Source organism: Flavobacterium bizetiae, from assembly GCF_902804475.1.
In the GTDB taxonomy this organism is placed as follows: Bacteria; Bacteroidota; Bacteroidia; order Flavobacteriales; family Flavobacteriaceae; genus Flavobacterium; species Flavobacterium bizetiae.
In genome coordinates, this window is sequence record NZ_CADCSU010000114.1 from 1 (window position 1) to 13447 (window position 13447).

At 34.1% G+C, this 13447-nt stretch carries 12 protein-coding genes; 3 read left to right on the forward strand and 9 right to left on the reverse strand.

Annotated features, from left to right (window positions below):
- Positions 1 to 183: 183 nt before the first annotated feature.
- The 3 genes from FLACOL7796_RS15860 to FLACOL7796_RS15870 are packed head-to-tail and all read left to right on the forward strand — an operon-like array spanning position 184 to position 6839.
- Positions 184 to 3390, forward strand: coding sequence for a SusC/RagA family TonB-linked outer membrane protein (locus tag FLACOL7796_RS15860; protein WP_173971710.1), 3207 nt, complete (start codon positions 184 to 186; stop codon positions 3388 to 3390).
- A gap of 16 nt (positions 3391 to 3406) precedes the next feature.
- Positions 3407 to 5224 (forward strand): RagB/SusD family nutrient uptake outer membrane protein, encoded by a 1818-nt coding sequence (locus FLACOL7796_RS15865; RefSeq protein ID WP_173971711.1) that lies wholly within the window; start codon positions 3407 to 3409, stop codon positions 5222 to 5224.
- A gap of 46 nt (positions 5225 to 5270) precedes the next feature.
- On the forward strand, positions 5271 to 6839 hold the full coding sequence (locus FLACOL7796_RS15870) for a DUF4957 domain-containing protein (RefSeq protein ID WP_173971712.1): 1569 nt from the start codon (positions 5271 to 5273) through the stop codon (positions 6837 to 6839).
- A 118-nt stretch (positions 6840 to 6957) separates the two neighbouring features.
- Here FLACOL7796_RS15870 and FLACOL7796_RS15875 read toward each other — a convergent pair whose 3' ends face one another.
- The 9 genes from FLACOL7796_RS15875 to FLACOL7796_RS15915 all read right to left on the reverse strand — a co-directional run bounded on the left by FLACOL7796_RS15875 (position 6958) and on the right by FLACOL7796_RS15915 (position 13441).
- On the reverse strand, positions 6958 to 7530 hold the full coding sequence (locus FLACOL7796_RS15875) for a pentapeptide repeat-containing protein (RefSeq protein WP_173971713.1): 573 nt from the start codon (positions 7528 to 7530) through the stop codon (positions 6958 to 6960).
- Between the two features lie 43 nt (positions 7531 to 7573).
- Complete coding sequence (locus FLACOL7796_RS15880) at positions 7574 to 7774, reverse strand: hypothetical protein (protein ID WP_173971714.1); 201 nt, start codon at positions 7772 to 7774, stop codon at positions 7574 to 7576.
- Between the two features lie 70 nt (positions 7775 to 7844).
- Positions 7845 to 8765, reverse strand: a complete 921-nt coding sequence (locus FLACOL7796_RS15885; RefSeq protein WP_173971715.1) for an AraC family transcriptional regulator — start codon at positions 8763 to 8765, stop codon at positions 7845 to 7847.
- A gap of 3 nt (positions 8766 to 8768) precedes the next feature.
- Complete coding sequence (locus tag FLACOL7796_RS15890; protein ID WP_173971716.1) at positions 8769 to 9332, reverse strand: DUF6642 family protein; 564 nt, start codon at positions 9330 to 9332, stop codon at positions 8769 to 8771.
- A gap of 432 nt (positions 9333 to 9764) precedes the next feature.
- The gene (locus FLACOL7796_RS15895; RefSeq protein ID WP_173971717.1) at positions 9765 to 9962 is read right to left on the reverse strand and encodes a hypothetical protein; all 198 of its coding nucleotides are present in this window, start codon (positions 9960 to 9962) and stop codon (positions 9765 to 9767) included.
- Between the two features lie 36 nt (positions 9963 to 9998).
- The gene (locus tag FLACOL7796_RS15900; RefSeq protein ID WP_197913330.1) at positions 9999 to 10388 is read right to left on the reverse strand and encodes a hypothetical protein; all 390 of its coding nucleotides are present in this window, start codon (positions 10386 to 10388) and stop codon (positions 9999 to 10001) included.
- 253 nt (positions 10389 to 10641) lie between these two features.
- A complete protein-coding gene (locus FLACOL7796_RS15905; protein WP_173971718.1) occupies positions 10642 to 10968 on the reverse strand; it encodes a DMT family transporter in 327 nt (108 codons plus the stop codon).
- A gap of 66 nt (positions 10969 to 11034) precedes the next feature.
- Positions 11035 to 11598 (reverse strand): Crp/Fnr family transcriptional regulator, encoded by a 564-nt coding sequence (locus tag FLACOL7796_RS15910; protein ID WP_173971719.1) that lies wholly within the window; start codon positions 11596 to 11598, stop codon positions 11035 to 11037.
- A 337-nt stretch (positions 11599 to 11935) separates the two neighbouring features.
- Positions 11936 to 13441, reverse strand: coding sequence for an aminotransferase-like domain-containing protein (locus tag FLACOL7796_RS15915; protein WP_232067390.1), 1506 nt, complete (start codon positions 13439 to 13441; stop codon positions 11936 to 11938).
- Positions 13442 to 13447: the final 6 nt, after the last annotated feature.

Here is a 13447-nt window from a genome sequence, read left to right on the forward strand (position 1 = left end):
ATATTTATGTTTGTGTAATCGATTACAACTTTTTATTACAGCATTAAAAACCACAGTCTTTTTATTGAATTAAACAGACGTAATGCTAGGCTTAGGATTATTTTGATCAATAAAAAGTTAGAAAGATTAAACCTTAAAAAACCACTTAAAACAATAAACTATTAATAACTTAAACAATCAACCATGAATTTTAAAGATTTATTTAACAAAGGAACCAATTGTTGCTTTGCAGTTGTTTTCTTATTGTGTTTACTGACGGGCAATCGAATGAATGCTCAGACTGTAATACTCGAAGGAACGGTGAGAGATGCTGCAGGATTAACTTTACCCGGTGTTAATGTATTAGAAAAAGGAACAAAAAATGGTGTCTCTACAGATTTTGACGGGCATTACAAAATAAAACTTTCAAGTCCTAAAGCTATCTTGACATATTCTTTTTTAGGTTTTAAAGCTAAAGAAGTTGCTGTTGCGGGAAAAACGAAAATAGATGTCGTATTAGTTGAAGACTCTAATGAATTAAACGAAGTTGTTGTTGTTGGATACGGAACAGTAAAAAAATCAGATTTAACCGGAGCAGTTTCTACTTTATCTGGTAATGATTTGAAAAAGATTCCTGTTGCCAGTGTTGCTGAAGCTTTAACTGGTCGTGTGGCGGGTGTTAACGTAACTTCTTCTGAAGGATCTCCGGATTCAGAGATTAAAATTAGAGTTCGTGGAGGTGGATCATTAACACAAGACAGTTCTCCTTTAATTATAGTTGATGGTTTTCCTGTTAATAGTTTAAATGATATTTCGTCTTCAGATATTGAAAACATGACGATATTGAAAGATGCTTCTTCGACTGCAATTTACGGGTCAAGAGGTGCAAATGGAGTTATTATCGTAACCACTAAAAAAGGTAAAGACGGAAAAATAGCAGTGAATTTTAATATGTTTTATGGTATGAAAAACATGGTCAATCAGATCGATGTTTTACAACCTGATGATTTTGTAAAATGGCAATATGAATATGCTCTTTTAGCAAAAGGAAAAACCGATTCTTACGAACAGTATTTTGGTAATTGGCAGGATCGTGATATGTATCAGGGTGTTAAAGGTACTAATTGGCAAAAACAAATTTACGGTCGTACAGGAGAAGTTCAGAGCCGTGATTTAGGAATTCGTGGCGGATCAGATAAAATTAATTATAATTTTAATTATGCTCACTATGATGAAAAAGCAATCATGGTAGGTTCTGATTTTAAAAGAAACAATTTATCGCTTTCCTTAAATAGTAAAGCAACTAATAAAATAGATCTTACGTTTACTATGCGTTATTCTGATACCGAGATAAATGGTGGTGGAAGCAATGAGCAAAAAGAAAATCCGGCTGATTCACGTATGAAACACGTTGTAGGATATGCACCAATACCAATGCCAGGCTTAACTACAGATGATACAGATGAAGCAAGTTCAGGATATTTGGTTTATCCGTTTGTTGCTGTGGCAGATACAGATCGTCAGCAGTTGAGAAAAAATTTCAATATGTTGGGAAGTTTTTCATGGAAACTGGCAGACGGACTTACGTTTAAAACAGAATTAGGATTAGATAATTATAATTATCTGGATTATCGTTTTTACGGGCGCTCTACTTTTTATGCGAGAAATACTCCCACTTTAGAACACAGAGGTATGCCATCGCTATTGATGTCGGATCGTAAAGATTACCGTTTTAGAAATGCTAATACGCTGAATTATGATTTGAAAAAAATCATGGGAAAAAATCATAGTTTAAAAGTGCTTGTTGGAGAAGAATCAATTGATTATCGTAGAACTGATGTATCTTCTACAATCGAAGGTTTGCCAAACTTCTTTGATTTAAATCAATCGATACATCTTACTTCACAAGGATCACCTCGTATTGTAGATAACTTTTATTTTCCAGACGATAAATTGCTTTCTTTCTTCGGACGTGTAAATTATGATTATAAAGACCGTTACCTTTTTACAGCTACTTATCGTGCAGACGGTTCAAGTAAATTCTTAGGAAGCAATAAATGGGGATTTTTTCCGGCAGCAGCAGTAGCATGGAAAATTTCAGAAGAAAGTTTCATGAAAGAAATTTCATGGATAAATGCTCTTAAATTAAGGTTGAGTTATGGAGAATCAGGAAATAACAATATTCCAACAGGTCAGACTATTCAAAGTTATAATGCTAATAATAGTACATGGATCAATAATTCAGGTAATTATTGGGCACCATCTGTAGTATTGGCAAATCCTGATTTAAAGTGGGAAACTACTGTTACACAAAACTTAGGTTTAGATTTTGATTTTCTAAAAGGTCGTATCTACGGTTCTTTTGAACTTTATAAAAATGTAACTCAGGATCTTTTGATCAATTTCCCGATAAGCGGAACAGGTTATTCTACTCAATATAGAAATATGGGAGAAACTCAAAATACTGGTTTCGAAGCTACTTTGAATTTGGTAGCCATTCAAAAAGCAGATTACGGATTGAACTTTTCATTTAATTTAGGAGTAAATAAAAATCGTATTAACTCTTTGGGTAGTATGAGTGACTTTGGTGCTGCTACTGCATGGACTTCAGGATTAGGAAATGATTATTCTGTAGCTGTTGGATCACCAATAGGGATGATGTACGGTTATAAGAGCGATGGACGTTATGAGGTTTCAGACTTTGATTATGTTGGTGGTAAATATGTTCTGAAAACAGGTGTTGCAAATGCATCAACAGTTGTTGGAGCGGTACAGCCTGGTTATATGAAACTAAAAGATTTAAATGGCGATGGCGTAGTAGATAGTAAAGATCAAACTGTAATTGGAAATTCGAATCCAAAATATACAGGAGGTTTTGTATTAAATGCCAATGCATATGGTTTTGATTTATCTGCAGCTTTCAATTTTAGTGTTGGTAATGATATTTACAATGCCAATAAAGTTGAGTTTACAACTTCTAACCCAAACAACGGACAATATAGAAATCTAAGTTCTGAAATGGCCGACGGTCAAAGATGGACTAATATTGATGCATCAGGTCAGTTAGTGACAGATCCTGCGACTTTAACTGCTCTAAATGCAAATACTACAATGTGGTCTCCATACATGAGAAACTTTGTTATTAGTGACTGGGCAATCGAAGACGGATCATTTTTAAGATTGAATACTTTGACTTTAGGATATACTACTCCAAAATCGCTTACTTCTGCATTGGGTATTTCTAAATTGAGATTTTATGGTACTGCAAGTAATGTTTTTCTAATTACTAATTATTCTGGTCCTGATCCTGAGGTTTCAACAAAAAGAGCAACGCCTCTTACTCCGGGTGTAGATTATTCAGCATATCCGCGTAGCAGACAATTTGTTTTTGGTTTAAACCTTAATTTTTAATTTAAAAAGCATCAAGATGAAACATAAAATAATAATAGCAGGATTAATAATAGCAGGACTTTTTACGTCTTGCCAGGAAGATTATTTAGACGCTCCGGCTCAATCAACATTAGACGAAGCATTAATTTTTTCAACTCCGGGATTAGCCAAAGATGCCGTTAATGGAATTAAAATCACATTTGGAGATACGAATTCATACAGAGGTCGTTTTTTACCTTTTTATGGATTAAACACAGATACAGAATGGTATAATTCAGGAGAAACTACGTCTAATGACAAACCTGATTTGACCAATTATGATGCAAAATCAAATAACAGCCAAATGGACCTTATCGAAACTCCAGGTGGGGGTGGAGGTAACCCGTGGACCTCAATGTACAGAGGAATCGAGCGTGCGAATCTTTGTATTCGTGGTTTACGCACTTACGGTAATCCTGTAGCTGGTTCTGAATTGGGCTATCTTTTAGGAGAAGCTTTAACTTTAAGAGCGATTTTTTATTCTGATTTAATCAAACAACATGGTGATGTACCAGCCCGTTTTGAACCGGTTAATTCACAAACATTATACTTGCCAAGAACAAATCGTGATGTAATTTACAAACAAATTATTCAGGATTTGGGTGAGGCAGCAAATTTGGTTCCATGGCCTAATGAAAGTACAGCTACAAGTACAGTAGAAGGAATTAATAAAGCTTTTGTAAAAGGACTTCGCGCACGTTTAGCTTTGGCTGCAAGCGGCTACCAACAGTATAAAGATGGTGTGAGAAGAAGTACTGATCCGGATCTTTCGGTAGCAAACATGTACAGACTGGCACTTGATGAAACCCGTTCAGTAATTGCAAGTGGTAAGGCAAATCTAAATCCATCTTTTGAAACTCTTTGGAAAAATGTAAATAAAGAAGTTTTAACTGCCGGCGGAGAATCTCTTTGGGAGATACCATTTGGTGCCGGTAGAGGTAAAATGTTAATTAGTTTTGCTGTTCTTCATAATGCTATAGATCAATATCAAACTGGCGGTACGAGCATTGGAGGTTCTGCAGGACCATTACCAACTGTTTTTTATGACTATGATGTAAAAGATACACGTAGAGATGTTACTTGTGTTCCTTACGCATACGGTAAAGCGGTAAATGGAAAAGCACAGCAAGAATTAGGTGTTATAAACAAATGGTATTTTGGGAAATATCGCATTGAGTGGATGAACCGTATTCTTAATAATAAAGATGATGACGGTATAAACAAAGTGTATATGCGTTACGCTGAAGTACTTTTAATTGCGGCTGAAGCAGCAAATGAATTAGAAGGACCGGGTGCAGCTGCTCCGTATTTAAAAGAAGTACGCAGAAGAGCATTTGCTGCTGCTGATCAGGCTCAAAAAGTAGATGCTTATGTAGATGCTTTTAGCGGAAAAGAAGCAATGTTTCAGGCGATTGTTGACGAAAATAAATACGAGCTTACAGGAGAAATGGAGCGTAAGCAACAACTTATTCGCTGGAATTTACTGAAAACGAATTTGGATCTGGCGAAAGAAAAAATGTTCAACTTACAACGACGTAGCGGAGAATATGCCACTGTACCAACGGATTTATATTATAAGTATAAAGAAGATAATGAAACACTAATTGTGTATGGTTTAAATAAAGGAGAAACTCAAAATCCGGGTGCTGGTTATACTCTTTTTGTTGATAGTAAAGGAGCAAGTGCATGGAATGTTTTGAAAGATGATAAGATAAATTCACTTTATAAATTAGGCGTTAATCCGGATACAAAACAATATTGGCCAATATGGGAATCACTTATAAATACTAGTAACGGACAATTAGTCAATTATTAGAGTGTAGTGTTTCGCAAATCAAATATTAATAATAGTATAACTTATTATGAAGACAAAATATATATTAAAAGGATTACTGGCCACATTGGTGATGTTACTTGTTTTTTCCGGCTGTGAAAGTTACAATGAAGCAGTAGTAGACGATATAGGAGCAAGCAGAGAATTTTCTCCAATCGGGTTAACTACAAGAATTAGAAATCAGACTACAGTCGAATTAAATTGGACTGTAAAAGACGAGGAAGTGGCCAATTATTATGTGGTAGAATTTAGTGCAGATGATCCTGATTTTAAAACAATCTATAAAACGGTTAAAGTAGCACCTAAAGAACTTCCTATACAAGTGCAGTTAGAAGGAGAAACCGTTTATTCGATCAGAGTAAAAGCAGTAAGCGCGACTGGATTAGAAGATTCTAAATGGTCTGTTACAACGGCGACAACATTAACAGAACAACTTTATCTTGCTTCTGTAGATGGAGATATTGATGCAAAGCAGGTTACGTTAAGATGGCCAGCTAATAGCAATGTTACTCAAATTGTGTTGAGTCCGGGAAATATTACACATACTATTACTTCTGAAGAAAAAGCTAATGGTATTGCTGTTATTACAGGATTAACAAGTGAAACTGCCTATACAGCTACTTTGTTTAATGGAACGAAGAAAAGAGGTGACAAAGCATTTACTACCGGAATAGATATAGGAACTGGTATTTTGGTTAGAAGTACAGATGATTTAATGCAAAAAATTGCGGATGCAGCATCAGGATCTGTATTAGTTTTAGAGCCTGGTGATTATTTGGCGGACAATCAAATAGGAGCGATTACTTTAAACAAATCAATTACGTTAAGAGGACTTCGTAGTTTTGACAGACCAAAACTTCATGTGAATTTTGCATTATCAAATGGGGCAGCTAACTTGAGTTTGATAGATCTGGATTTAAAAGGCGATAAAGGATCTGGTGGAGTTTCAGTTATAAAATTTAACGACAACAATGTCACTTATGGTTCTGTTTTAATAAGCGGTTGTAACATACATGATTATGGAGTGTCATTAATAAGTGCAAATTTAAGCGCAGCGAGAATCACTTCTATAATAGTAGATAATACTGTTGTTACAAATGTATTAACAGTTGGTGGTGAATTTATAGATTTAAGAGGTTCATATCTTGGACAGCTTACTCTTAAAAACAGTACTTTTAATAATTGCGCAACAGCAAGATATTTTATTCGTATGGATGCAGGTCTTACTGGCGTAACTAACAATATATTAATTGATAGCTGTACTATATCTAATCCAAACATGGTGGCTACGAATGCAAATTCAATTTTATATATTCGTTTTGCTAGTAATGCAATAATTATTAAAAACACATTGTTTGCAAACACGCTTGCACCATACACAAGAGAAAATGTTACTGCGAATCCGACATTCTCAGGTAATAATTATTTCAATACACCAAATTTAAATGGTAATGTTAACGCAATTGGAAATAATAGACCCGATGCAACCGGAACAGCATTAAACCCTCAATTTGGAAATGCTGCAGGAGGTGATTTTACAATCAATAATCAAACTTTAAAAGACAATGGGGTTGGTGACCCACGTTGGATAAAATAGTTCGTTTTTTAAGTATTAGTTAGAAAAAAGGGATGTAGTCTAAAAACTACATCCCTTTTTGTTTTAAAGTCAAGATAAAAAAGCTGAGACTAAAAACTGCGACTGAAAACTTTAAAAACTACTCAATATCCAAATCAAATTTTTCTAATAATCCTGCAAGAGCAGTATGAGAAACTTTGGTTCTTTTAATTTTATTTTCGGCCGGATCAAAAGTATAATTTCGTGAAGACCTGAAATCAGTTTTTTCTAAAATACAATCCTGAAAAGTAGCATTCGCAAGATCACAATTTTTAAAAACAGACAAAGACAAATCAGTATTAGAGAAATCGACATCTTTGAGGGAACAATCGATGAAGTTGGTTTTCTTTAGTTTTTTATAAATAAAAGTAGAATAATCAAGAAGGCAATCCTGAAAAGACATTGAAAATAAAAAGCTATTGCTGGCACTAAAATCAAGTCCCATTAATTTACAGCCTATAAATTTAATATTCTTTAACCCTGTATTTCTAAGAACAGAAAGTGAGAGATTACAATTCTTAAAAGTACAATCCAGAAAATCGATATAACTAAAATCGCTTTTAGAAAAGTTGCAATTGATAAACTCGCAGTTTACAAATTCGTTATCAGATAATTTCTGGTCAGAATAATCAATAGTGTCAAAAGTTTTGTTCTGGTGCAATGCAGCTTCCATATTGTTAAGTTGAGGTTTAAAAAGAAATATTTGTAAAATGAATTTATTCTAATTCGATACAATCGAAAATATCGTTTTTCAGCGCTATTTCGTTTATTTCTTCTTCGCTGTCAATTCTTAAAATATTATCACAATCTTCCAAATCAAAATTCCATACAGAATTCGGAATCAGTTCAGAAAGTAAGGCATTTGCAAATTCTAACTTCGAATTTGTATCGACAGAAGTTTTAAAAACATAAATCATAATTCGCTTTTTTTTACTTGGCAAATTTCAATAAATGCTTTCCGATTTGATAGGATTCTGCAAGCAATAATTAGGACTTATCAATCAATTTTCGATACTGAACAGGAGTAATACTTTCGTGTTTTTTAAAGAATCTGCTAAAGTAAGAATGATCCTCATGACCTACTTGCATTGCGATTTCACTTACAGAAAGTGTAGTTTGATAGAGTAAATATTTGGCCTCAAGTAATATGGTTTCTTCAATCCATTTGGCGGCGGATTTGCCGGTTACAGTTTTTACAGATTTGTTTAAATGATTGGGAGTAACATTGAGTAAAGAAGCATAATAATTAACCTGATGATGTGTTTTAATATTGGTATAAATCAGCTCTTTAAATTTATTGGCAATCACCTCAGCAGCCGAAATACTTTTAGAACTTTTAACCGAATTTTTATTCATTTCATAAAACAACGTAATCAAATACGATTGAACGATGTTGAGATTTGCATTCGAAGTTTCAGAATATTCTTTTTGAAGTCGGTTCAAAATGGCTGTAATGTCAGGAACATCTTTTTGATCTAAGGTAATTTTTGGATTGCCGGAAATTTTCATGAAATCAAATTCATTAAGCATTTCTCGGCTCCCATATTTTCTAATTAAAATATCAGGATGAAACTGGCATATAAAACCTTTATGTATATTATTGATATTGTCAAGCGAGAAAATCTGGCCAGCCGGCACCATAATAATTTCGTTATCGGTTGTGGTATATTCCTGATAGCCCAACTTCATAACATGCTGACCTGAGGAAACAAAAATTAAGGTATGGCAAGAATGTTTAGAAGGCGGAACTGGATATTGCATCTGCATCATTTCTCCTATTTCGAGACAGAAAAAATGATCAGAATTTGATTTAAAAAGCAAATGAATAGGATTGTCCTCTCCCAGAAACTTCTCCCGAAACCCCTGCGGACTATATGTTTTTACCTTTTCATTTGTTTTACTTTTCATGGTTTAATAATACAATCTAAAATCGAGCAATTTGCACAAAGCATAATGTTTTTGATACAATTCTTCAACTACTTCGGTAATGTCATCATTATCCTGATAAAGGCTAAAAAATGCTTTGTCGATGGTACTGCAACTTGCAATTTTATTATAAGTAGATCCGTAACCCGAAATGGCGCGCGCCCCGGTTATGTCCAGAAAATATTGAGCTTCTTCATCGTTTAAATCCAGTACTTTCAGGTTAGCAAAATGAATGATTTTACCTTTCATTTTGCCTTCAAAAAGTTCGGCTATTTCTTCAAGGCTGTAATAATAATCGTGAAGGCAAATGTTATTGGCTTCGCCCGGCATTACCAAATAAATAATTTCATAATCCTTAAAATTATGATCTTCATAAAGTAATACATTCAAACTTTCTTCAAGACCTTCAATCGTATCGCAGGTTTTATAAATACTTGCAATACCCTGATCAATAGCAATTTCTTCCAGGTTTTTTACTACTAGAGTCGCTTTGTCGTCGTCTACGTCTGGAACACCTTCGAGGCAGAAGATGAATTTTTCGTAATCCATACTATTGTGTTTGGGGTTGCTGATAAGTCTTTGTTTTCCTATCTCACAAAAGTATTTTTTATTGTCGAAAAACTGCTATCCGAAAAGTTTTTTAACGCATTTTTGACATTGAAGAAATAATCGATTCCTTATTATGAGCCCAATCTTGTCATTCTCATTTTTATGATAAAACTTTTTTTTAGAAGCTAATCCCGCTATCCGTTCCAATCTTTTGTGGCTCCCGATAGCTATCGGGACCGCCACAAAAGGATTTCCTCTTCTATCGGGGCTAGGACACTCATTTTCATAATAATATTTTCGTATAGTTTGTTCATTCCGAAAAATAAGGACATGAGCGAGCAATCCCCAAGGGCAGCTTCGCAAACAAGAGGAAATGGAATTTTACTTTATTTAAATAAAAAGTAAAAACCTTAAAAGAAGAAAGTAGATTATTTAGTTTTTAATTCGTTTTGAATATAAATTCATTCCAAACACAATCGAAGAAAGTACAAACGGAACAAAAGCAGAAAGTTGCCAGAAAAGATCAGATCCGGTTTTAAGTCCGGTATTGGATATCTGGAATATTCCTAAAGCAATAAAAAAAAGACAAATGATAAATAAAGTAAATTGAATTTTATAGTTGATCTTCATAGCTTGATGATTTTTATAAAAATAAATAAAAAACAGCTATTCTGCCCTATTCAAAACCAAAAATTTCTGCCACCATTTTGGTGCCGCTTCTTGTAGCGTTTCGGTATAATTGATAATTGTAGTGGCTCTTTTATTTCCGCATGCCGCGCAAAAAGAAGCTTTGGGAGTTCTGTAAGGTTTAGAACAATTCTCGCATGCAGAACCGTATAAATCGATACGATGATGCATAATTGCGTTAGGATTGTTCTCTTCAAATCCTGTCAAATCCTTATAATAATCAAGTAAATCCTTAAAGCGTTTCTTTCTTGTCATGCTGCATTTTCCGGTTTGAAAACCTTCACGATACAATTTAGAGGCTATTTTATATTCTTCCTCATCAAGCATAGGAACTTCCATTTTACAACGCCAACACCAAAGGTTTTTCATGGTTTGATTTTTTCAGGTTTAAAATGTATAAAGAATTACTTTTATGAATTTTAATAGAATGTTTCGCTAATTTATAATCGTTTACTGAGAATAATTTACGGTTTCTCACATTCTGCTAACAAAATTCGTTTTTTTAACATTTATAACACTACGTAGAAATACCTGATTTTGAAGTCGGGATGTAAATTTTAAACAAAAAAAAGCGGATTAGTTTGTACTAACCCGCTTGTCTTGAATATCGAATACTATGTTTTTAGTGCGATACCGCTTTTAAGCCTATGATCGAACCAATAAGAGTTGTAATAAAAAAGAGGCGCCAGAAATTAGCAGGATCTTTAAAAATTAAAATTCCAATTAAAACCGTTCCAACCGCTCCAATACCTGTCCATACGGCATATGCGGTTCCTATTGGTAAAGCTTGTATTGCTTTCATTAAAAGTCCCATACTCACGATAAGGGATATTAAAAATCCGGTGTACCACATGTACATTTCGTTTCCGGTTGTTTCTTTTGCTTTTCCTAAACACAGTGTAAAGCCCACTTCAAATAAGCCGGCAATAATTAAAATAATCCAGTTCATATCTTTTTTTTTGCAAAGGTTAAAAAAGGAATTCGCCCGGAATTTTACATTTGTTAAAAAATGAAACTATTTTATTTCAGCACGGATTCTGCTCAGACTCACCTGAGATATTCCTAAATAAGAAGCAATATGTCCCAATTGAACACGCTGAATTAAATGCGGATAATCCGTAAGAAGTTCTTTATAGCGTTCTGTAGCAGTACGAAATTGTCTTGAAATTAAGCGTTCTTCGGTTTTTACCAATTCTTTTTCGGCAAACTTTCGTCCCCAATTGGCAATATGTATATCTTCTTCAAAGAGTTTTTGCAGTTTTTCAGCTTTTAATTCATATAAATCACAATCTTCGAGAAGTTCAATATCTTCATAACCTTTCTGATGTGCCACATAACTCTTCATCGATAAAACCGTATCTCCTTCTTTTCCAAACCAAAAAGTAACCTCGTTATCGTCGCGATTGGCGTACGCTCTTGCAATTCCTTTTCGGATAAAATAAATTGTAGTTTCAATTTTATCAGCCCGCAATAAAATATGGCCTTTAGAGAAACGGACTTCTTTCGCACAATTTTGAAGTTTTAGTTTTGAAAGTTCCGGAAGGGGATATATCAGGTCAAGAATTTGATCTATTTCCATGTTATGTTTTTATTTTAAAATGTTTTAATCAAGCCACAGATTTACTTCGTTTGTTCTAATTTCATTCTCGATTCAAGAAAGTGTTTTGCGACTTTGACAAAGAGTTACTAACTTAAAAAGAATCTACTTAAAAAACTTTATGACTCTGTGTCTTTGCAAAATTAAATTATAAAGGTTTCTCTCAACAGCGAGAAATTTGCACATAGAGACGCGGAGTCGCAAAGTTTCTCACTAACAGTTTAAGTTATAAAAATAGAACTTAAAAAAGAGTTAGATAGAATTAAAGGCTTATAAAGAAAACTGCTAGATCTGCGTGAAAAATATCTAACACTTAGATTTATAAAATAGCATCAAGAGACTGTCGTAAAATAGTAACTGCATTTTCCATTTCAGATGAATCAAAATGTCCAAAGCCCAAACGCGTTGCCGTAAGGTTTTTGGTTTGATATAAAACTGTTTTAGGCAAAAATAATCCATTTATGGCACATTGTTTCTGCAATTTTATCAAATTAAAATCATCCAGCCATTCTACCCAAATCGCCAAACCCCGAAGCGGAACCTGGAATTTTATTTTTCCGTTTAGTTTTTCTTTCAGCAATACAACAAAATAATCCCGGCGTTCTTTATAGATTTTTTTGTTCTTTTTCGAAAGGCGATGTACTTCGCCTTCCTTGATCCAATCGGTTAAAACCTGTTCTTTGATTACATCGATTCCCGGTTCGAGAATATTTTGATGTTTTTCAAGTTCTTTTATAAAATCTGCCGGAGCAGCAATAAATCCGTAACCAAAACCTGCCGGCAAAGATCTCCCAAAAGACCCAATATAAACCACTCTTTCGTTTGAATCTAAAGCGGCGAGGGGCAAAACGGGATTATTATCATAATGAAAATCAAAATCATAATCGTCTTCTATAATTACAAATCCGTAACGATTGGCCAGTTCCAAGACCTCCATTCGTTTTTTTGCACTTAAGGAAGTGGTTGTTGGATAATGATAATTTGAGGTTAAATACAAAATCCTGATTTGATGTTCGTCGCAAATTTGTTTCAGCTGTTCTGTAATTATGCCGTCTTTGTCAACCGGAATCGTGATAACTTGTGCGCCACTATCAGACAATGTCATATTAGAAATATAATATCCGGGAGAAGCCACCACAACTTTGTCACCCGGAGAAATAAGCAGTTTAGTAACCAGATACAAACTAATTTCGTGACTGTTTGTAGTAAGTAAATTAGAGGTCGAAATACGAATGCCTCTCGTTAAGTTTAAAAAATTAGAAAATTGGGTTTTAAAATTCAAATGCGATTGCGCCTGAACTTGTTCCCAGGTTTTAGTCGTTTTTTGGTTTTTTAATTTAGAAACATACAATCTCGCCAGAACATCACTTTGTACCAATCGCAAATCAGGCAAACCATCATTAAACTGATACGGCAAATCGCTTGTTTCTTTTGGATTTTCAAGAATCGTAGAACGTTTAAAAGTAAAACCTTCGTTTGTTTTCCGCATATTGTTGCTTTCATCAGAAGAAAAATCGGCTTTATTTTTTTGTTGTTTTTCAGATAAAATAAACGTTCCCTTATTGGGCAGAATTTCTATCCAGCCTTGTAACTCTAAATCCTGAAAAGCTTTGATTAATGTATTGCGATTAACTTCTAACACCTTGCATAATATGCGGGTTCCCGGAAGTTTTGTACCCTCAGGAAGTAAGCCTATTTGTATTGCTTTGATAAACTCAAAAACAATTTGCAGATACAAAGCGGTAGTTTCTTCAGGCTTTAGCTGAATGAAACTTTTAAAAGGAATTTGAACCGGACTATCCATTTTTGTAAAACTGGTATACATTAGTAG

What these genes read in the sequence shown, in the direction of transcription:
- FLACOL7796_RS15860 (WP_173971710.1), top strand. Translation starts at nt 184, where the DNA reads ATGAATTTTAAAGATTTATTTAACAAAGGAACCAATTGTTGCTTTGCA.
- FLACOL7796_RS15865 (WP_173971711.1), top strand. Translation starts at nt 3,407, where the DNA reads ATGAAACATAAAATAATAATAGCAGGATTAATAATAGCAGGACTTTTT.
- FLACOL7796_RS15870 (WP_173971712.1), top strand. Translation starts at nt 5,271, where the DNA reads ATGAAGACAAAATATATATTAAAAGGATTACTGGCCACATTGGTGATG.
- FLACOL7796_RS15875 (WP_173971713.1), bottom strand. Translation starts at nt 7,530, where the DNA reads ATGGAAGCTGCATTGCACCAGAACAAAACTTTTGACACTATTGATTAT.
- FLACOL7796_RS15880 (WP_173971714.1), bottom strand. Translation starts at nt 7,774, where the DNA reads ATGATTTATGTTTTTAAAACTTCTGTCGATACAAATTCGAAGTTAGAA.
- FLACOL7796_RS15885 (WP_173971715.1), bottom strand. Translation starts at nt 8,765, where the DNA reads ATGAAAAGTAAAACAAATGAAAAGGTAAAAACATATAGTCCGCAGGGG.
- FLACOL7796_RS15890 (WP_173971716.1), bottom strand. Translation starts at nt 9,332, where the DNA reads ATGGATTACGAAAAATTCATCTTCTGCCTCGAAGGTGTTCCAGACGTA.
- FLACOL7796_RS15895 (WP_173971717.1), bottom strand. Translation starts at nt 9,962, where the DNA reads ATGAAGATCAACTATAAAATTCAATTTACTTTATTTATCATTTGTCTT.
- FLACOL7796_RS15900 (WP_197913330.1), bottom strand. Translation starts at nt 10,388, where the DNA reads ATGAAAAACCTTTGGTGTTGGCGTTGTAAAATGGAAGTTCCTATGCTT.
- FLACOL7796_RS15905 (WP_173971718.1), bottom strand. Translation starts at nt 10,968, where the DNA reads ATGAACTGGATTATTTTAATTATTGCCGGCTTATTTGAAGTGGGCTTT.
- FLACOL7796_RS15910 (WP_173971719.1), bottom strand. Translation starts at nt 11,598, where the DNA reads ATGGAAATAGATCAAATTCTTGACCTGATATATCCCCTTCCGGAACTT.
- FLACOL7796_RS15915 (WP_232067390.1), bottom strand. Translation starts at nt 13,441, where the DNA reads ATGTATACCAGTTTTACAAAAATGGATAGTCCGGTTCAAATTCCTTTT.